Consider the following 18,731-nt stretch of genomic DNA (forward strand, 5'->3'; position numbering starts at 1 on the left):
CAACACCTTGATTCACCGTTATCTAGAGATGGCGGAAGATTTGAATCAACGCGGTGCCATGGAGATGGCGGTTCCGTTCTACCGCCAGGTGATTGCGTTGCTGATGGGGCCCGAGAACGTCAGCCTCCCAGCCGCTGTTGTGCAGGCCGAAGACCAGCCCTCGGTCATCGCGGAAGCGGTTGTGCGCGAGACGGGGTTGAGCGGGGAGCTGGAAGCAACCCAGGCGAGCACTAGCGATGAGGCGCCGGCGGAGCTGAACCGCCAGTTGGAAGCCATCGTGGCGCAGTTGCAGCCCAACACCAGTGCCGAAGCGGCGGCAGCCCTGGCTGAGCTGAGCGAACGCTGGGGCCAGCCGAACGATGCTCTGCTCGCCGCTCAGGCCAAGGCGGCGCTGCTGCAAGGCGAGCTCGAGGTTGCCCTGGAGCACTTCGAGCAAGCCCTCGAGCTCAATCCCCACAGCGTGCACCACCGGCTCAATGCCGCCTCAGCCCATCTGGCCAGTGGCTGCCATCAAGTGTGTTTGACCCTGCTGGAGCCGCTCGTGGGGCAACAGGCCGTGATGAACGAGCTGGGTGTGTTGGGCAGTTTCCGCAATAACTGGATCCTGGCTCAGCTGGCAGACCAGAACATTGAAGCCGCCAGCGAAGCACTGGCACAATGGCTGGGTGATCAACCTGGAAGCGTGAATCTGCAGGTCTGGATTCAGCAGGCAGAGCTGTTGCGAGCTGATCAACAGCTGGAAGCGGCGCAACAACTGCTGAAGACGCTGGCGGATGGGGTCGACGCCGAACAACGCCGCTCCGTTCTGCCGCGACTGGCGGAGCTGCTGGATGAACGAGGAGAGCACCGCGAAGCGGCCTTGTTGTATCGAGAACTGCTCAGACCGGAGCTGGAGACAAGCAACCCAATCCCTGCATAGCCGTATTCAGTTTATGCATGGCCGAGGCCCTTTGGGTGCAGTTTTTGTTAGATCATTAGGACTGGAGAAGCTGTGTGCAAAACGCTTCATGGGCACAGCTTTACAGCACAGCTGATGCACTCGTTCAGGTGGGGCAATGGGATCAAGCCCTGCCTCTCTTGGAGCAGGTTTGTTCCATCAAACACGACCATGCCAGCGCGCATCACCTGTTGGGTAAATACTTTGCAGCATGCGGTCAACTGGATCGGGCTGAGCAGCATCAAACCCTTAGTTGCCAATTCGATCCCCAGCTCGGCTGGAACTGGTTCGCCTTAGCGGAGCTCTTGCTTGAGCTCAAGCGCTATGAAAAAGCCTGGGCCTGTTTCAGGCGTGCCCGGGAAGCTCTACCGGAAGAGCACTGGATTGCAGACCATGACGCTGCACTGCAGCTGACACACCTGTTGGGCGGAGAGCCGCTGGAACGCGGGGGCTCAGCTGGCAGCTACAAGCTGTGGTGTGCCGCATTGGAGCCGCGCTTGCCGTTGAGCAGCCGGCGGCTGGCACAGCCGTGGTGGTTGGAGCCGCCTGATTCGATGCCGCAACAAGGCTGGATTGTGCTGATGCATCGGGCAGCGAAGCTGCGCGCTGGTGGCCTGCAGGCCATCGAGCAATGGTTGGAGCAGTGCCCTGCCGATGCCCAACCCGATCTGATCTATTGCGATGAAGATCGGCTGATCGAACACGAGCGACGCGATCCCTGGTTCAAGCCGGGGTGGTGCTGGGAGAGCTACTGGGCGATGCCCTGGCTTGAGTCGTTGTCAGCCTGGCGCGTGAGCTGGCTGCGGTTGAAGCAACTGCCGCTGCCACCGCTGGAGCCAGAGGAACAACAGCAGTGGATCTGGCGGGCCTTGGAGCAGCGCCCCTGCCCAGGCATGGTGCCCCAGGTGCTGGTGCATCGCTTGGATCAAGCCTGCGAGGCAACGGCTGAACAGGTGAACGCCCTAAAGGCTCATCTGCAGCGGATGGGGGAGGGAGACGTTCGCGTTGGCGCCTCCGATCAAGTGAAAGGTGGCCTGAGCTTGCAGTGGCCGACACCCACCGAACAGCGCTGCCGCATCGTGATCCCCACGCGCAACCAAGCGCCGCTGCTCGCAGCTTGCCTCCAAAGCCTGGAGACCACTCTCAAAGGCGGGGCTGTGGGCTGGGAGATCGTGGTGATCGACAACGGATCCACCGAGGCTGATCTCGAGGCTTTGTTGAAGCAATGGCAGGGGAAGCTGGGGGAGCGCTTCAGCGTGGTGCGTGATGCGCGTGCGTTCAACTGGAGCCTTCTGAACCACCGCGGCGTGGTGCACAACAGCGCAACTGATCAACAACCGGAGCTGTTGCTCTTTCTCAACAACGACATCGAGGCGATCGAGGCTGGCTGGCTGGAGGCCATGGCCTCCCAAGCCTGCCGCGAGAGCATCGGCTGCGTGGGCGCCAATCTGCTCTATCCCGATGGCAGCCTGCAACACGGTGGCGTGGTGGTGGGACTGCACGGGGGCGCTGATCACGCCTATCGCGGCTTACCGCACAGGCATCGCGTGCACCGCGGTCGCAGTCAGTTGTTGAGCAACTGGGGGGCCGTGACCGGGGCTTGCCTGATGGTGCGCCGCAGTCTTTACGAGCAGGCGGGGGGATTTGATCCGGCGCTACCGGTTGAATTCAATGACGTGGATTTCTGCCTGCGGCTCGGGCAGGCGGGCTATCGGCATGTGATTCCACCGGAAGCGGTGCTGATCCACAAGGAAAGCCAAAGCCGCGATTGCCGCAACAGCCCAACAGAACAGAGCGCACTGCGGCTGATGCGAGCGCGCTGGGGAACACGGCTTTCCACCTGTAGGCCCTGGTGGCCTGAAGCGAGTGATCCAACCCAGGCGGATGGCCGCGCCCGCGAGTGGGCTTTAGCTGGATGAAACAGCCGCCGCCGAGAGCAAAGAACTGGGGTGCCCCACTAACACCTGCTGATAGAGATCAGCCACCTCGGCTGCACAGGCCGCCGAGGTGCGGACCTGGGCATCACTGGGCATGCGGCGCTGACGGCGTTCATACACCCAGCGGAACAATGGCCCCTCATCCAAGGCTGCCATCAAGGCCTGCGCCCAACGATCGGGCTGATCAGCATCAAGCATGAACACACGGCTTCGGCCGGCTAGGTCGGCGAGGGCACCAGCATTCGTCACGATCAGCGGCAAGCCATAACAAAGTGCTTCGCGTGCAATCAAGCCGTAGACCTCCTGCCATAAGGAGGGCATCACCAGACAGTCAATCGCAGCGAAGATGGAGGCGAGTTGATCGCGGCGATAGGGTCCATGCCAGGCGACCCAATCGGGATGAGAGCGGATGATCGCCTGCAAACGCTGCTGTGGTGCAGGGTCGCCCTGGTAGGTGTCAGGAATGCTTCCGTAGAGGCTGAGCTGAATGAGGCCTTTGAGATCTGGATGCAAACACGCTTCGCAAAACGCGAGTTGCCCTTTTGATGGAACCAGATGACCTAACAGACCCAGCCGGATGCGAGAGGGGAGGGGAGTGGGATGAGGAGGTTCTCGGCTTAATCCGGCACTGATGCCGTCGGTGTCGATGCCATTTTCAATCACCTGAAGATCCGACTCAATGCCATGGGCAGCAAACACGCTTGCTGCGGCCTGAGAAGGAGCCACCAGCCGCTGGCATGAGGCCAGGCATTGGCGTGAGAAAGCCTGCCAGCGCGCCATCAAGCTGGGTGGATCTAGCTGTTGGTTCGCTTGAAAGTAACGCGCCAGGAAGCGACTCTTCTCATAGGCCTGAGGCCACGTCTGCCGTACACCGGCTTCCCAGGCCTCATCGGTGAGCAGGCCGTCGGGCCTTGAGGCGAAGCCATACAACTGGCCGCGGGGATCGAGCAACCAGTAATCGTGGAGCGTCGCCACAACAGGCACCAGCGCGGATAGCACCGGCAAAACGCGGACGCCCACATAGAGGGTGTGGTGCACATCCACGAGCTGGAGCTGGTGATAGCGCACCCACTCGCACAGAATCACCTCGGCCTGATCCACGCATTGGAAGCCAGGCAGGGCCTGGAGATCCTGATAGGCGTAGTTCAGCTCTTGTACATGGATGCCGTTCTCAATCCAGCTGCGGGTTTCAAACAGCGGTGCCTGGGGATCGGTGTTCACGCAGTGCACAAACACCGCATAGCCCTGATCACACAGGGCATGGGCCAAATCCACCACATGGCTGCGGAGACCACCCGGGTGATCGGCTGTCCACGCGAAGCTGACCAGGCCAATCCTGGGCTTCAAAATTTCACTTCAACGGAAGCCTGCACGCTCAAGCGCGCGCGCTGGGTGAGCACCGACGAGGGGAGTGGGAAGGTGCCACTGGCACCAGGCATCTTCACCTTGCAGCCTGCATATTCACAGTTTTGAACAAGGCTCTGCACCATGGGCGTGATCACAAAGCCCCACTGGGGAACAGGCCGCCAGCTCACGCCGAGGTTGAGGTTGCGGCCGGTCCACTCGCTGATCAGGTTGACGCCCTTGTACACCTCAAGACCCAGCGAGCCGATCGGATTGATCGTGCCGTAATTACTACCCGACTGGATGGCGCGGTTAAAGGTGTCTTGGCTGCAAGGTTTCTTGGGTGTGAAGCCATAGGTGGCACAACCCGCTGCCCGCAAGGCAGCCGTTTGCGCCTGCACAATCTGCTCAATCGGCCGGTAATCACCGTTGCCGATGCCCGCTGTTAAGTAGAGGCTGGAGAACAAAGGGGAGCGTTCATCGTTGATGCGGATGCGCTGGGTGGCGACGGCATAAAAGCTGAGCGGATCGTAGAAGGCGCTGTTGCCATCCCAGCGGATCAAGTTGTCGATTCCGGTACGAATCGAGGTATCCGGTCCAAAGGCTTTAGCCAGATGAACACCGGTTTGATTACCGGTGAACACACTGGTGGAATCCAGAGTTCCTGAGGGCACACTGGCAGCCAGGCCTTCTGAGCTGTTGTTGAGCACCACCGAAAAGGCCTTGATGGGATCCCCAAAGCCAATCACCTGCTCGATTTGCCCACTTCCCAATTGATTAAGCGAGCTTTGCCAGGCCGAATAGGTGGTGAAGCCCGGGCATTCACCCTTACCGGCCACGCAATCGAGCCCTCGGCCGTAGAGCGTGAGCATCACCCCTTTGGGGCCGTAGCCCACGGGCACCAAGCTGCTGATCTGCGGCAGCCAATCCCCATCGCGCCATAGGGCACGGAAATTGGCGTAGGTCGGGCCGCTGGATGGGATGACTGCCTTGAGCTGGCGCTGCTCGTCCTGAGCCTCCAGCAGTTGTTGCTTGGATTCTTGGCGCTGTTCTTGGATCTGATCCGGGGTGCGTGTGCGCCATGACAAGCCACTGGCTGTGGCCACATCTGGAGCACTGGGTGTGGCTTGGGGCACCGGATCACGGGGCACAACCCGCCATGGCAAACCACCGCTGGCGGCAGCCGCAGGGCGGCTCGATGGTGGTGCAGCGCCAGGGTTGGTGAGCCTCCACTGCAAACCCGATGCCTGAGCAGGAGCAACCGCCGCAACAGCGAGTGAAGCCGCAAGAGCGGCTGAGGGGCTGAGCCGGCGGATCGACGAACGGCAGCTCAACACGCCCCAGGCAGAAAGATGGCTCATCTTGTTGGCAACATTGCGGCGATGCACTGCGCTAGTCAGCTGATGCATGGCGCGATCCAGGCCAGCCTCAGTAGGCATTGCTCGACTTCAAATGCAGCACCGTTTGAATGAGGATGCGTAGGTCGGTGCTCAGGCTCCAATCGCGTTGGTATTCGAGGTCGGCGGCGATGCGGTTGGCCATCGCTTCGAGGGTGGCGGTTTCGCCGCGGAAGCCGCGGATCTGGGCGAGGCCGGTCATGCCGGGTTTGGCGAGGTGGCGCTGCATGTAGCCGGGGATGAGTTGGCGGTATTGCTCGTTGTGATCCACCGCATGGGGCCGGGGGCCCACAACGCTCATGTCACCCTTGAGCACATTCAGCAACTGGGGCAGTTCATCGAGGCTCCAGCGGCGCATCACCGCACCCAGCGGCGTGATGCGGGGATCGTTGCGGGTGGCCTGGCGGAGGCCCTTTTGATCACCGGCTTCCACCACGCGCATGCTGCGGAACTTGTAGATCAAGAAGCGGCGGCCATCGAGGCCATAGCGGTCTTGCTTGAACAGCACGGGCCCAGGGCTGGTGCAGCGAATGGCCAAGGCCAAGCCGATCAACAGCGGACTGAGCAGTGTGAGGGCAAAGCCCGCCACCGCCAGATCAAACAGGCGTTTGAAGCCGGCATCCAAGCCGGAATGGTGGGGCCGCCACAGATCAATGCAAGGCTGATCGGCCACGTGCTCCACCGCGAAACGCATCCCGGGCATCACCCAACCCGGCGCATAGGTCACCGGGATACAGGTGTCGCCAAAGAAGCGCAGCAGATCCACCATCGAACACTGATCGGTGGTGACATGGCTGAACACGATCTGATCAGCGCTGTGATCGTCGAGCCAATGGCGCAGCTGTGGCAGACCACCACCCCAGGCGGGCATCCCGGCCGGGAGCCGCTGCTCAATAGGCGGGGGAGCGGGGCTGAACCAGGCCACCACTTTGAGGCCGAGATAGGGGGATTGCTCCAGGCGCCGAACAAAGTCCACCGCTGATGCTGCGGTGCCCCAATACACCAGCGAACGGGTGTTGCCGCCGCGGATGCGCCACCAGCGCAGCAGTTTGCGGCCGCCCACATGCAACAGAAACAGGCCGCACCAGCCGAGCAGCGCCCAATTCATGACCGCTAGGCGCGAGAACTGGGCTGAGACCTTGGTGCCAAAAGCCAGGGCCAGCAGCACGGCGAGCAACAGCAACCAGCTCAGGCTCAACCGCCGCATCAAGGTGAGCAGCGATTGCTGGCGGTAGCTCTGATACAACTTGCCCTGCGGCAAGATCAGCGCGGCCAACGTGGCGACAACCGCCGCGATCAACCACTCCTCCGCGGTGGAGCGGGGCCGCAGCTGCGTGAGCACCAAGCCATCGAAGAGCAGGGTGACGTAGAGGGGATCCACGAGCCGCTGCAGGCGGTTGAGGTCGTCGCCATACAGGCGCAACCAACCACCCCAGCGACGCCGGGACGGTGACTGTGGTGAGGTCATACCAACAGAGAGCGAGGCCCTACAGGCGTCCTTGCAGCCGGTAGAGCCAGGTGGCGGCGGTTTCGCGCAGGGCCAATCGATTGCGCTGGCGAGCCGTGAGGTGGGGATTGATGGCCATGGGCTGCACCTCCAGGCCCTGGCGCCGAAAGGCGGCGGTGGCGCGGGGCAACTGCCAGGGATCGGTGATCAACAGCACGGGCGCCAGGGGGTGATGGATGCGCAACCAGGCGGCCGTGTGGGTGGCGTTCTCCCAGGTGGTGCGGGCGCAGGAATCACCGGCGATCTGATCGCTGGCCACGCCCTGGCGCTCCAGTGCCTCAGCCGTGCTGGTGGCATCGCCCGACACGTACACAGCTGCCGCGTCTTGATCTCGCAGCAACGCCGCTGCCAGGCGAGTGGATGCAGCGGCGATCTGCGGTCCGCGGCCGAGCACAACGGCCACAGCTGGTGGATGCAACGGACCTGGCGAGCTGGTGGAGGTGGGGATCTGTTCCTCCATCCAGGTGGTTAAAGCAGTAGTGCCGATGGGGCTGTACAGCAAGGCTGACAGCGCAAGCAGGGCAGCCACCAAACCAGGCCACCCAGCAGTGGCAAGGCCAGCCAGGGGCGATAGAGAACCTGGAGCAATGGCTCACGCAGCTGCAACCAGAGCAGTGGCTCCGGCGGGCAATGGCTCCAAGCGATCGCCGATGGATCAGGCAAAGGAATCAGGGATCACATGCACAACACGAGGTGATGGGGCACATTGCATTGATGAAGCGCTGGATCCTGCGCTGTCGCCTCTATTGGCTGGCGGCCTGCCTGTTTGACCTCTACCGGCTGATCGCCAAGCCCCGCACGCGGGGCGCTTTGGTGGCGTTGTGGTGTCAGGGGCGTGTGTTGTTAGTGGTGGCGAGTTACCGGCGCGAGCTGTCGCTACCCGGCGGCTGGATCAACCGCGGCGAAGCGCCGGAACACGCAGCCCAACGGGAACTGGAAGAAGAGCTCGGTGTGGTGGCGCCGTTGGAGCTGTTTCAGCAGCCGTGGGTGTGCACCGAGCGCTCGGCGCGAGGAACCAACACCGTGTGGTTCTACGGGCTGAGCTTCGCTGCAGAACCCGCCGTGCGGGTAGACCTGCTGGAAATCCTGTCGGTGATCTGGGTTACACCTACTGAAGCGCTGCAGATGCCTATCACGGGGCATCTACGGGAGTATCTGCTGCACCAGTTCAAGTTGAACGCAGACGAAGACGACGCCAACAGAGTTCGTTGCTGAGTTGATGTTCAAAGCGCTTGAGCACCGTATCCACACCAAATCGCTGCTCGGCGATGGCACGGGCCCGGCGGCCTGCAGCGGCGCGTTGCTCTGGCGCGTTGATCAAGTCGCGCAGGGCCTCGGCGAACGCTGACGCGTCACGTCCCTAATGGCCGTGGCACACGACATCAGCCGAATGCTCGCCCGGGTTGGCGTCAGCCTGACAGGAACGGGCTGAAATGACTTTCAGACAGCACTGGCCCAGTGGGGGGCATAGATCACCGGCAGAGCCGTGTCGCCGAACAGGCGCAGCACCTGCTCCATGCCGACGCCATCGCGGGTGACATGGCTGAACACGATGCGATCCACGCTGTTGCGCTCCAGCCAGAGGCGCATCTCGTTGAGGCTGCCGCCACAGGGCGGGAGATGGGCCGGCTGGTGATCGGGGCTGATCAGTTCAGGGCTGAACCAGGCGGCGAGCTGCATCCCCGTCCAGGGGACCTGCTGCAACTCACGGGCAAAGGCGGCGGCGGCGTCCACGGCGCCCCAATATAAAACGGTGCGCTGGTTTCCACCCTGGCTGCGGTGCCAGCGCAGCAGTTTGCGCAGGCCCACGTGGTTGAGCAGCAACAACAGCCAACTGGAAAGAGCCCAGAGGCTGGTGTCGACGCGGGAGAAGTTGGCGGTGGATTTGGTGGCGTAGGAGAGCAGCAGCAGGGCCGTGAGCACCAGCACCCAACCGCTGGTGACGCGACGCACCAGCGTGAACAGGGAGCGCTGGCGATAGCTGGCGTAGATGCCGCTGGTGGGGAGGAGCAGCAGACAGCTCACCAACACCCACAGCCAGGGCTGGAGCGTCAGCTGGGAGCCATCCCAGACCTCAGGGCGCTGCAGCAGCAGGAACAGCAGCGTGACGCCTAAGGGATCAAGGAGACGCTGCAAACGGCTGATATCGCTGCCGTGCAGGCGCAGGCGGCCTGCGAAGGGATTCAAGACACGGCGGAATGATTCAGCCAACACAACCACCGCGAAACAAAACCATCAGGACAGCAACAAGCCACGAGACACCACGCGACAAGATGGTCATGTGACCATTTGGGAACCGCAAATGAGGCGCCTGACCGTGGCGCAGGCAAAAGCGCAGCTTTCAGCTCTGCTGGATGCCGTGGAGCATGGGGAAGACGTGGAAATCACACGACGCGGCAGGTGATGCGAGACCTGCGCGATGGGGCCCGCTACTGAAAGCGTTACGACGCCCATTTCACAGGGTAAGCAGCTTGGAGATCGGTGTGGCAGAAATCATCACCTTTGAACAGCAGGGGTTGTTCGAGCCACTGGGCCAGAGCATAGGAGAAGCAATCGCCGAGATTGAGGCTTGCGCGATGACGACCCTTGCCGTACCGCGCGAAGGCTGCGCGTGCGATTTCGGCCTGTTCGCGATCCAGGCTCACGATGCTGATCTGTGCCGTGCTGAGAAACAGATCCAGATCTCCTTGGCCATCAGACCCGTACCGGGCCTCGATCACGATCGAGAGTTCCACGAGGGATGCGGCCGACAAGGCGCAATGATCGGCACTGGCGATGGCTGCATTGAAGGCAGGGCGCTCCGGTTCGTTCTGGAGGATGGCCAGAACGGCTGAGGGATCGATCACCATCAGGAGGGAAGGCCGCTGGCGTCGTAGCCGCAGATCTCATCAGCGCTGCTGCTATCCAGGATCGGTCGAGCCGCACAGCGCAGGGCAATCTGATCGAGGCGATGGATCAGCGAACGCTGCCGGACCTTGCCCGCCTCGGGCTGGGACTGCAAACGCTGGAGGCGTTCCTTGAGGGCCAGGATCACAGCATCCGTTTTGGTTTCTCCAGAAAGGCAGGCCACCTGTGCGGCCAGGCGATCAGCCTCCGGGTTTCGGATGTTGAGAGCCACGGCGTTAGCGTGTGTAGACAAGCTTCATTTAGTGTAGCCGCCCTTGCAACCCATAGAGCAGCGTGGCGGCAGTTTCCCGCAACGCCAGCCGGTTGCGCTGGCCGGCGCTGAGGAGCGGATCCACGGCAATGGGCATCACCACCAGATCCTGACGCCTAAAGGCTGCGGTGGCACGCGGCAGCTGCCAGGGATCGGTGATCAAGGCCACCGGAGCTCCGGGGTGGTGCCGGCGCAGCCAAGTAGCGGTGCGGGTGGCGTTCTCCCAGGTGGTGCGGGCGCAGGAATCGCCCGCGATCAGGGGCGCGGGCACCCCTTGGCGTTGCAGCGCCTGGGCCGCGGCGAAGGCATCGCCCGACACGTAGACCGCTACGGCGGCGTGATCGCGCACCAGCCGAGAGGCTTCAGCAGTGGTGGCGGCAGCAATCTGCGGTCCGCGGCCCAGCAGCACCGCCACGGGCTGCGAGGCAGCAGGAACGCTTGGGGGCAACTGCCCCTGCAACCAGGCGGATAGGGCCGTGGTGCCGATCGGGCTGTAGAGCACCGCGATGAGCACCATCGCCACCACCACCGGCAGCGGACGACGCGCAATCCACCACACGAGCAGGCCCAACAGTGGCCCCAGCAACCAGGGCTGGTAGCCCACAGCCAGGAGCGGTTCTCGCAGCTGCAGCCAAAGCCAGGGAGCAGACGGGCAATGGCTCCAGGCGATCGCCGTTGAATCAGGCACGCTGTGGCATCACTGCAGGAGGCTGGTGGGATGAAGCGCTGGATCCTGCGATTACGTCTGCTGACACTGGCGGCTTGGCTCTATGACGTTGACCGGCTGGTGGTGAAACCTCGCACCCGTGGTGCGCTGGTGGCGTTGTGGTGCCAGGGGCGGGTGTTGCTGGTGCAAGCGAGCTATCGGCGTGAGCTCTCGCTGCCTGGCGGCTGGATCGATCGCGGTGAAGCACCAGAGCAGGCGGCGCGGCGGGAGCTGTTCGAGTAATTGGGGGTGGAGCTGCCGCTGGCGCGGTTTGTGGAGCCGTGGGTGCTGTGCGAGCGCTCAGCGCGGGGTGAAAACACGGTGTGGATTTATGGGCTGGGGTGCAGCGAGCGGCCGGTGATCCAGGTGGACGGGCTGGAGATTATTGAAGTGGAATGGCTGACGCCGAAGCAGGCGTTAGCGCGAGAGCTCACCGGCCATCTGCGCGAGTACCTGAACGATGTTCATCAAGCAGCTGCTGCTCAAAGCGCTGGAGCACGGAATCCTGGCCGAAGTGCTCCTCCGCCAGCTGACGGGCCAAACGCCCGCATTGGGCGCGCAGCACAGCACTTTCAATCAACTCCTGAAGCGCATCTGCAAAGGCTGCGGCATCACCTGGTGGTACACAGCGCCCGGCCTGGCCGGCCAGCAACGCCAATTCACTGCCCTCCGGCGAACTGGCTACAAGAGGGCGGCCGCTGGCGAGAATACCCAGAAGTTTGGAGGGGAGCACAAGATCAGCGGCGCCGGCTTTCTGAGGAAGCAGATGGATGTCTGCGGCATTCAGCCAGTCGTCCATCCGTTCTGCTGGCTGCAGCGGCAGGTGGCGCACCTGGGGCAGACCGGCAGTGGCTTGGATGAGCTCCGCCTTTGTGGGGCCTTCACCGGCGAGGAGCCACACCAGGTTGGGCTGATCGCTGAGGCGTTGGATCACTTCAGCGAGCATCTCCAGGCCCTGCTTTTTGTTCATCGAGCCCGAGTAGAGGAGCACGATCTGATCAGGGCTGATACCGAACTCCTGGCGGTAGCTGTTGGCACTACGGGCGGCACCGCGTTGGGGCTGAATAGCTTTGAGATCCACCCAGTTGGGGAGGAGCTGGGTTCGGCTGTCGGGCACACCTTTGGTATCCAGCTTTTGCACCATGGCGGTGCTGATGCTGCTCACCACCGAGAAGCCCTGCAGGGTGCGCCGCTCCCAACCCTCGGCAATCGAGCGCAACCAACGCCCCTTGAGCAAGCCAAGCTCGAAGGCAGCATCCAGTTCAAAATCCTGGATATGCATCCAGCTGATGCATGGCCGGCCCACCACGCGGCGCAACAACAGGGCTCCGGGTGCACAAAAAAACGCCGGAGCCACGGTGATCACCACATCCGGCCGCCAAGACCGCTGCGCGAGCAGGGGCACAAGGCTGGAGAGGGCAAAGCTGGCAAGATGCAGGAGTCTGGTGAGGCCACTGGGCTGACGGGGCACCCAGAGGGGGCAGCGCTGCACGAACAGGCCATCGTGCTGTTCAGTGGCATAGGCATTGCGATGGCCGGGCTGCACCCGCCATTGCGGAAAGTAGGGCGGTGCCGTGATCACACGCACCTGATGGCCGCGCGATGCAAGCCAGCAAGACCATTCACCTGTGTATTTACCAATTCCTACCGGTTCGGGATAATAATTAAGACCGTAAAACAGAATTCTCACAGAAAATTTGAATGCAAAGTGATGTTCTTATTTAGTTCGAGAACGTGCAGGTAGTTAAAGAATGTCCCGAGTTAGTTAATTGCTCCGTTGTTACTGTAACGCCTGCTCGATGGCCTTGGCTAAACACGCTTGACCAGCAGCGGTGTAAGGATGAATGCCATCGGTGTAGAGGCTGTCAATAGGCCCGCAAGAACGAAAAACTGGGCCGGTCTGAAGACTGGGGATGCGCTCCTGTCTCAGCACTTTGGCAATCCACTGATTACCCAACTGCAGCTGGCCGCTGCGAGCTTCTTCGCGGTTGGCGAACTGCACGGCCACCAGTCGGGCGCCACTGGCGCGGGCAAGGGTGAGGAACGCGCGCAGATCGCTTAGGGCCTGCTGCACACGCGGATCGGTGGCAGTGGTCGGTTTGGCTGGAGGTGGTTCCGCTCCTGCGCTGCTGCTGGGTGCCGGGGATGGGGCAAGGCGGACTCCGAGGCGGGGCAGCAAGAAGCGCTGGACGCCCTCAACAAATGCAGAGGGTGGGCTCTCGAGCGGGCGATTGAGATCGCCCCGGAACGGAGCAGGGCTGGGGTTGTCGGCCGCATCGTGGGAGCTGATCACCAGCACCACGTCGGTGGCATCCAGGAAGCCGAAACGTTTGGCGTAGCCGAGCATATTGCCAGGGCCCCAGCTGCTTGCACTGACATTACCCACTTCAATTATGCCTGGCTCAGACAGAAGCTCGGTAGCGATTAAACTCTGATCGAGTTGGCTGCCGCCCCACACCACACTGTCCCCAAAAACAAGGACACGACGTTGGCCCCGTGCATTGCTGGCAAGCGGCTTAGAACGCATCGAGAAGCGATTCACCTCGATGTGATTACCGAAGCGTCGCAACTGCTGGGAGGGCTTAAGGCGATATTCAGTGAGCGGATCGGCCACGTAGAGTGGTGGAGTGCCAAGACCGAAGACATAGCGAGCTGCAAGTTCTCCGACAAGCGCGAATCCTCCTAAAGCAGAGAGAGCTATGAGGAAGCGGGAGATGCGCATTTGAGGGATTTTGGATGATGGCATTGAACTAGCCCCTGATTGTTGCAGGAGCTGGAGGCTGGTACCGGCAGGCGAAGTGCATTAGGTGCTGTTGCTTCTGTAAAAGCTGAATGACGCCTCATGTCACATGGCAGGCTGGCTGGAGATCGGTGTGGCAAAAATCATGACCTTTGAACAGCAGGGGTTGTTCGAGCCACTGGGCACGGGCATAAGAGAAGCAATCGCCAAGATTGAGGCTGGCGCGATGACGACCCTTGCCGTACCGAGCGAAGGCTGCGCGTGCGATTTCGGCCTGTCCGCGATCCAGGCTCACGATGCTGATCTGTGCCGTGTTGAGAAACAGATCCAGATCTCCCTGGCCATCAGACCCGTACCGGGCCTCGATCACGATCGAGAGTTCTACAAGTAATGCGGCCGACAAGGCGCAGTGATCGGCACTGGCAATGGCTGCATTGAAGGCTTGACGCTCCGGTTCGTTCTGAAGGATGGCCAGAACGGCTGAGGGATCGATCACCATCAGGAGGGAAGGCCGCTGGCGTCGTAGCCGCAGATCTCGTCAGCGCTGCGGAGATCCAGGATCGGTCGAGCCGCACAGCGCAGGGCAATCTGATCGAGGCGATAGATCAGCGAACGCTGGAGGCGTTCCTTGAGGGCCAGGATCACAGCATCCGATTTGGTTTCGCCAGCGAGGCAGGCCACCTGTGCGGCCAGGCGATCTGCCTCCGGGTTTCGGATGTTGAGAGCCACGGCGGCGACGTGTGTAGACAGGCTTAATCTATTTTAGCTGCGGAAGGCGAGCAAGCAGACGAGTAGGAGGTATTCAGGGCCGTCCCTGCCTACATCCGACCTTGCAGGGCATAAAGCAAGGTACCTGCGGTTTCGCGCAACGCCAGCCGGTTGCGTTCACGGGCACTGAGACGAGGCTCCACCGCGAGGGGCCACACGGTGAGACCCTGATGGGCAAAGGCTCGCGCTGCCCTCGGCAGCTGCCAGGGGTCGGTGATCAACAGCACCGCTGCTCCTGGATAGTGACGCTGTAACCACAGCGAAGTGTGGGTGGCGTTCTCCCAGGTGGTGCGGGCGCAGGAATCACCGGCGACCCGCTCTGGCGGCACCCCGAGCCTCAGCAAGCGCTGGGCCGTGCTGGGCTGATGACCCGACACATACACAACCGCCACCGCATTGCTGTTCAGTTGACGCGCAGCTTCAGCGGTGGTGGCCTGGGCGATCTGGGGACCACGCCCCAGCAAAACAGCCAGGGGGAGAGGACGGTGAGAAGCCGTCACGGCGGAATCTGGCTGCCGAGCAGTCAGCCAGCGGCTCATCAGATCGGTGGCGGCTGGGGAATAGATCCCACTGCTGAGCAAGACAAGAGTCGTAAGCAGCAGCGCACGCCATGGCCAAGGCAGTGACCATGGCAACAAGCACAGCACTAGGCCAAAACCGATCGCCACCAAGGGCAGCAACAGCCAGGGGGTGAACAGCAGCTGGAGCAGAGGCTCACGCCATTGGATCCACAGCAAAGGATCCGGCGGACAGGTCTGCCATTCAATAGGCATTTCCGGAGCGAAGCCGCAGGAAGGTTTTGATCAGGATCTTGATGTCAAGCTTCAGACTCCATTCACGTTGATAGGTGAGATCGGCATAAATGCGATTTTCCATGTCTGACAACTCACGCGTTTCACCGCGCCAACCAGACACCTGGGCAAGACCCGTGATCCCAGGTTTACAGGCATGGCGCTGCATGTAACCGGGGATCACTCTGCGGTAGAGCTCGTTGTGCTGCACCGCATGGGGGCGAGGCCCCACCAGGCTCATGTCACCACGGAGCACATTGAACAGCTGCGGCAGCTCGTCCAGGCTCCAACGGCGTAGGAAACCTCCTACAGGCGTGATGCGCGGATCATCAGCCGTGGCCTGCTTCACCACTGCTTGATCAGCAGAATCGAGCACACGCATGCTGCGAAACTTGAAACATTTGAACCGCTTTCCATCCAAGCCGTAACGATCCTGCATGTAAAAGACAGGGCCTGGACTTGAAAGCTTCACGGCAATCGCAATCACCAGCAGCAACGGTGCAATCAACACCACGCCGATGCCAGTGAGAACGAGATCAAAACTACGTTTCAGTTGGCGATCAAGCAGACTTCCCTCACTTCCCCAGAGATCGATACAGGGCTGTGTGCCGATGCTGTCGACCGTGAAGCGCATCGTGGGATGCGCCCAGTGCGGTGCATAGACAATCGGGATGGAGCAATCTCCAAATAATTGAACCATCTGATCCATCCCCAGGCCATCACGGGTGACGTGACTGAACACCAAGCGGTCGACATCATGACTGTTCAACCAATCACGCAGCTCTCGCAAGCCACCGGAGCAGCTGGGCAAATTCTGCGAATGTTGATCCGGCCGTGTTGGTGCCGGCGAAAACCAGGCAATGATCTGATACCCCATCCATGTGTTGCTGGCGATCTGCTCAGCAAAAGCCTCAGCCGCATCAGGAAGACCCCAATAGACAATGGTGCGGCTGTTGCCTCCCTGACTTCGATGCCATCGCAACCACTTGCGCAGCAACACATGGGTGGACAACAACCACAACCAACCACTGAAGGCCCAAAGGCTGCTGTCGAGACGCGAAAACGATGCTGAACTTTTGCTGATAAAAGCTGCCGTTAGCAGAAGACCCAGCACAAACAACCAGGAGGTTGTGATCCGGCGGATCAGCACTCGCAGACTGCGGTGCCGATAGCTGGAATAGAGCCCGGCACGGGGAAGAATCAGGATCGCCGTCAGAGGCAGGAGGATCCAGAAAGGCAACCAGGCTTCACTGCCCAGCCCACGACTGCCAGAGTCGAAACCCAGGAACAGCAGGGTGAGCACGAGGGGATCGAGCAGACGTTGCAGGCGGGAAATGTCCTGGCCATGCAGGCGAAACAAACCGCCCCAAGGTGAGCGCTTCAAGGGTTGGGAGCTTTATTGAGGCAAGACCATTCAACTGTGCAAAGCCAATCGCTGCTGCTCAAAGCGCTAGAGCACGGAATCCTGGCGAAGTGCTCCTCCGCGAGCTTTCGGGCCAAATGGCCGCATCGGGCGCCCAGCTCGGCAGGCGCGCCCGGCGTGAACGGCGGTGGCATGGATGAACTCTTCCTTGGTAAGGCCTTCACCGGCGAGGAGCTTCGGGGCCACCCGTTAATAGTAGCTAGACTCAGGGGTGTACCCGAGGTGCCCAGTGGCGCTTGGTCGACCGATGCTTCCGCTGGTTCTCAGCAACGACGAGGATCAGCAGCTCCAGGCTCTTGCCAGCTCCCGTTCACTGCCTCACTCCATCGTTCAGCGCGCCCAGATCGTGTTGGCCTGCGGTGCTGGCGAAACCAACCCTGCCATCGCCACACGAATAGTGCTGACGGGCATGACCGTCGGTAAGTGGCGCAAGCGTTAGCGCCCGGACCTTGGCGGCAGCGACTGGGATCTCCAAAACCACGGTGCACCGTTGGCTGCAGACCTTCTCGGCCCAACCCCACCGGCAGAAGCATCACCGCTTCGCGTAAGCCTTCGGCTACAAGCTCTCCACAGATCCCTTTCTTTGTGGAGAAGGTCCGCGACATCGCCGGGCTGTACCTGAATCCTCCCGACAAGGGGATGGTGCTCTGCGTCGATGAGAAGACGCAGATCCAGGCGCTGGTCCGCACTCAGCCGCTGCTGCCCATGTGCCTGGGCTACGTGAAGGCCCCCGCCGTCAGGAAAGTTGTCGCCTGGATTTTTGACCATGGCGGGGGCGATGTGAATGCCCAGCTCATCAGAAATCTGAGCCACGCTCTGCCTGTGAGGCGGGCTCATCCTCCTCCTCACATCAGCTTTAACGGCCTGGCTGTAACGACGCATTGGTCATGTCCTCAAGCCCCCGGGTGTTCAGATCAGAGGGGTGACAACTTTCCTGAAACCGGGGGATTCGGCGGATCAAGCCTAATAACTATATAGAAGAACGCGCAAAGCAAGCGAATAATGGCTGCGACCATCATCGCAAAAGCCATCAAAATAGTTGGCTCAAAATATGAGATAAGAAAGATTGATGAAATCAAAGGGATAAGCGAAAAAAGCTGCCTGTAAAATAAAATTTTTGGCAGAGAAAGTACTATAAAGAATTGAGAAGCGATGAAACTCAACCCGTTAAAAGCAGCTTCGAAGGATAAAATGGAAATCAAAGGTGCAGCAGGCAAATAATCACGTCCGAACAATAAGACAACCAACTGATTGCTAACAATAGAAACTAATAACGCAATAGGGAGCATGAGACAGCCTGAAAATAATATAGTTAGCAAAACATTACGTCTCACAATTCTTACAGTCTTAGACTGAGATCTAGCATAAACGATGGAAGCGAGACTGGAGGCAAAAACTTGAAAGCTTCTAGTCGCCACGTACGATACGGAATATAATGCGAAACCATCTAGAGAGCCTAAAAGCAAAACAACAATCTTGTCATAGTTATTTATTATGACTCCAATAATTTCAGAGCGAAAAAAAGAAAGACTTAGGAACGCAAAAGATTTATTGCTTATCAGGCCTAATCCCTTAAGCCATGACTCTTTCCAGCTCGAGAAAAAAAAGAAAAATTTGAAGATGGCAAATAATATCTATATACTAAAAAAATAATTGACAAAAAATATGCAAGGGAAGTTGAAAATATAAAGTATCCGACCAAGGAAACATTGAAAAATAAAGGAACCAAACAAACGAAAATCAGCAAAAAAGAAGAGTAACTAACTCTCAGAAAATTAAAAGCCAATAGGTTAGGAAATCTTTGAGTAAAGGCCAATATTAAAGAGTATATAGACGCCGCAATCGCGGTTATTACAAAAAGAAGCTTTAAATAGATTTCGGAACTGAATGGAGAGAAAAAAGCTATGAAAATCGAAGATATTGCTGATGAGAAGGTAACAATAGAAATTACAACAGAAAAGGCACTTTTCAAATCATCATCAATTTCAGCAAACTTAAGGTTTAAGGATTTAGGCAAACCAAAT

General features: G+C 60.0%; 23 protein-coding genes. 8 read left to right on the top strand and 15 right to left on the bottom strand.

The window, feature by feature from the left end; all coding sequences use genetic code 11:
- The first annotated feature begins 64 nt into the window (after positions 1 to 64).
- Together CB0101_RS05200 and CB0101_RS05205 are read left to right on the top strand one after the other, a co-directional pair.
- Positions 65 to 919 carry a tetratricopeptide repeat protein gene (locus CB0101_RS05200; RefSeq protein WP_136643984.1) on the top strand — a complete coding sequence of 285 codons (855 nt, stop codon included), beginning with the start codon at positions 65 to 67 and terminating at the stop codon, positions 917 to 919.
- Between the two features lie 209 nt (positions 920 to 1,128).
- On the top strand, positions 1,129 to 2,856 hold the full coding sequence (locus tag CB0101_RS05205; RefSeq protein WP_136643985.1) for a glycosyltransferase: 1,728 nt from the start codon (positions 1,129 to 1,131) through the stop codon (positions 2,854 to 2,856).
- On the opposite strand, the gene CB0101_RS05210 is transcribed toward CB0101_RS05205, so the two are convergent.
- The 4 genes from CB0101_RS05210 to CB0101_RS05225 all read right to left on the bottom strand — a co-directional run bounded on the left by CB0101_RS05210 (position 2,845) and on the right by CB0101_RS05225 (position 7,651).
- Complete coding sequence (locus CB0101_RS05210) at positions 2,845 to 4,221, bottom strand: glycosyltransferase (protein WP_010306404.1); 1,377 nt, start codon at positions 4,219 to 4,221, stop codon at positions 2,845 to 2,847. The genes CB0101_RS05205 and CB0101_RS05210 overlap by 12 nt on opposite strands.
- On the bottom strand, positions 4,218 to 5,579 hold the full coding sequence (locus CB0101_RS05215) for a hypothetical protein (RefSeq protein WP_136643986.1): 1,362 nt from the start codon (positions 5,577 to 5,579) through the stop codon (positions 4,218 to 4,220). The genes CB0101_RS05210 and CB0101_RS05215 overlap by 4 nt, the downstream gene beginning before the upstream one ends.
- A 67-nt stretch (positions 5,580 to 5,646) precedes the next feature.
- A complete protein-coding gene (locus CB0101_RS05220; RefSeq protein ID WP_050778755.1) occupies positions 5,647 to 7,083 on the bottom strand; it encodes an undecaprenyl-phosphate glucose phosphotransferase in 1,437 nt (478 codons plus the stop codon).
- Between the two features lie 19 nt (positions 7,084 to 7,102).
- A complete protein-coding gene (locus tag CB0101_RS05225) occupies positions 7,103 to 7,651 on the bottom strand; it encodes a YdcF family protein (protein ID WP_136643987.1) in 549 nt (182 codons plus the stop codon).
- Between the two features lie 185 nt (positions 7,652 to 7,836).
- Here CB0101_RS05225 and CB0101_RS05230 point away from each other — a divergent pair, with 185 nt between their 5' ends.
- Positions 7,837 to 8,337 (top strand): NUDIX hydrolase, encoded by a 501-nt coding sequence (locus CB0101_RS05230; protein WP_010306392.1) that lies wholly within the window; start codon positions 7,837 to 7,839, stop codon positions 8,335 to 8,337.
- A 4-nt stretch (positions 8,338 to 8,341) separates the two neighbouring features.
- Positions 8,342 to 8,470, top strand: a complete 129-nt coding sequence (locus CB0101_RS15750) for a hypothetical protein (RefSeq protein ID WP_010306388.1) — start codon at positions 8,342 to 8,344, stop codon at positions 8,468 to 8,470.
- A 92-nt stretch (positions 8,471 to 8,562) separates the two neighbouring features.
- Here the strand turns inward: CB0101_RS15750 and CB0101_RS05235 are convergent, their stop codons facing one another.
- Positions 8,563 to 9,309 (bottom strand): hypothetical protein, encoded by a 747-nt coding sequence (locus tag CB0101_RS05235; protein WP_010306384.1) that lies wholly within the window; start codon positions 9,307 to 9,309, stop codon positions 8,563 to 8,565.
- Between the two features lie 115 nt (positions 9,310 to 9,424).
- Here CB0101_RS05235 and CB0101_RS05240 point away from each other — a divergent pair, with 115 nt between their 5' ends.
- A complete protein-coding gene (locus CB0101_RS05240; RefSeq protein WP_071778115.1) occupies positions 9,425 to 9,526 on the top strand; it encodes a type II toxin-antitoxin system Phd/YefM family antitoxin in 102 nt (33 codons plus the stop codon).
- A 37-nt stretch (positions 9,527 to 9,563) separates the two neighbouring features.
- Here the strand turns inward: CB0101_RS05240 and CB0101_RS05245 are convergent, their stop codons facing one another.
- From CB0101_RS05245 to CB0101_RS05255, 3 genes are all read right to left on the bottom strand, one after another.
- Positions 9,564 to 9,971 (bottom strand): type II toxin-antitoxin system VapC family toxin, encoded by a 408-nt coding sequence (locus CB0101_RS05245; RefSeq protein ID WP_010306380.1) that lies wholly within the window; start codon positions 9,969 to 9,971, stop codon positions 9,564 to 9,566.
- Positions 9,971 to 10,192, bottom strand: coding sequence for a type II toxin-antitoxin system VapB family antitoxin (locus CB0101_RS05250; RefSeq protein ID WP_246833829.1), 222 nt, complete (start codon positions 10,190 to 10,192; stop codon positions 9,971 to 9,973). The genes CB0101_RS05245 and CB0101_RS05250 overlap by 1 nt, the downstream gene beginning before the upstream one ends.
- 76 nt (positions 10,193 to 10,268) lie before the next feature.
- The gene (locus CB0101_RS05255) at positions 10,269 to 10,967 is read right to left on the bottom strand and encodes a YdcF family protein (protein ID WP_010306373.1); all 699 of its coding nucleotides are present in this window, start codon (positions 10,965 to 10,967) and stop codon (positions 10,269 to 10,271) included.
- 30 nt (positions 10,968 to 10,997) lie between these two features.
- Here CB0101_RS05255 and CB0101_RS05260 point away from each other — a divergent pair, with 30 nt between their 5' ends.
- Positions 10,998 to 11,228: an NUDIX hydrolase gene (locus CB0101_RS05260; RefSeq protein ID WP_010306369.1), complete on the top strand. Its 231-nt coding sequence runs from the start codon at positions 10,998 to 11,000 to the stop codon at positions 11,226 to 11,228.
- A 187-nt stretch (positions 11,229 to 11,415) separates the two neighbouring features.
- Here CB0101_RS05260 and CB0101_RS05265 read toward each other — a convergent pair whose 3' ends face one another.
- From CB0101_RS05265 to CB0101_RS05290, 6 genes are all read right to left on the bottom strand, one after another.
- Positions 11,416 to 12,675: a glycosyltransferase WbuB gene (locus CB0101_RS05265; protein WP_043717254.1), complete on the bottom strand. Its 1,260-nt coding sequence runs from the start codon at positions 12,673 to 12,675 to the stop codon at positions 11,416 to 11,418.
- Positions 12,676 to 12,765: 90 nt separating this feature from the next.
- Positions 12,766 to 13,707, bottom strand: coding sequence for a hypothetical protein (locus tag CB0101_RS05270; protein WP_136643988.1), 942 nt, complete (start codon positions 13,705 to 13,707; stop codon positions 12,766 to 12,768).
- Positions 13,708 to 13,825: 118 nt separating this feature from the next.
- Entirely contained in the window at positions 13,826 to 14,224 is a 399-nt protein-coding gene (locus CB0101_RS05275) for a type II toxin-antitoxin system VapC family toxin (protein WP_010306355.1), read from the bottom strand.
- Positions 14,224 to 14,454, bottom strand: coding sequence for a type II toxin-antitoxin system VapB family antitoxin (locus CB0101_RS05280; RefSeq protein WP_010306351.1), 231 nt, complete (start codon positions 14,452 to 14,454; stop codon positions 14,224 to 14,226). The genes CB0101_RS05275 and CB0101_RS05280 overlap by 1 nt, the downstream gene beginning before the upstream one ends.
- A gap of 89 nt (positions 14,455 to 14,543) precedes the next feature.
- Positions 14,544 to 15,266: a YdcF family protein gene (locus CB0101_RS05285; protein WP_083798534.1), complete on the bottom strand. Its 723-nt coding sequence runs from the start codon at positions 15,264 to 15,266 to the stop codon at positions 14,544 to 14,546.
- Positions 15,256 to 16,644, bottom strand: coding sequence for an undecaprenyl-phosphate glucose phosphotransferase (locus CB0101_RS05290; RefSeq protein ID WP_010306345.1), 1,389 nt, complete (start codon positions 16,642 to 16,644; stop codon positions 15,256 to 15,258). The genes CB0101_RS05285 and CB0101_RS05290 overlap by 11 nt, the downstream gene beginning before the upstream one ends.
- A gap of 310 nt (positions 16,645 to 16,954) precedes the next feature.
- Between CB0101_RS05290 and CB0101_RS15530 the strand changes: the two genes are divergently transcribed.
- Positions 16,955 to 17,146 (top strand): hypothetical protein, encoded by a 192-nt coding sequence (locus CB0101_RS15530; RefSeq protein ID WP_010306342.1) that lies wholly within the window; start codon positions 16,955 to 16,957, stop codon positions 17,144 to 17,146.
- 10 nt (positions 17,147 to 17,156) lie between these two features.
- A complete protein-coding gene (locus CB0101_RS15835) occupies positions 17,157 to 17,255 on the top strand; it encodes a helix-turn-helix domain-containing protein (RefSeq protein ID WP_210409966.1) in 99 nt (32 codons plus the stop codon).
- A gap of 366 nt (positions 17,256 to 17,621) precedes the next feature.
- Here CB0101_RS15835 and CB0101_RS15290 read toward each other — a convergent pair whose 3' ends face one another.
- Entirely contained in the window at positions 17,622 to 17,996 is a 375-nt protein-coding gene (locus CB0101_RS15290) for a hypothetical protein (protein WP_168187916.1), read from the bottom strand.
- Between the last annotated feature and the right edge of the window lie 735 nt (positions 17,997 to 18,731).

The sequence above is a fragment of the Synechococcus sp. CB0101 genome, assembly GCF_000179235.2.
Classification (GTDB): Bacteria; Cyanobacteriota; Cyanobacteriia; order PCC-6307; family Cyanobiaceae; genus Vulcanococcus.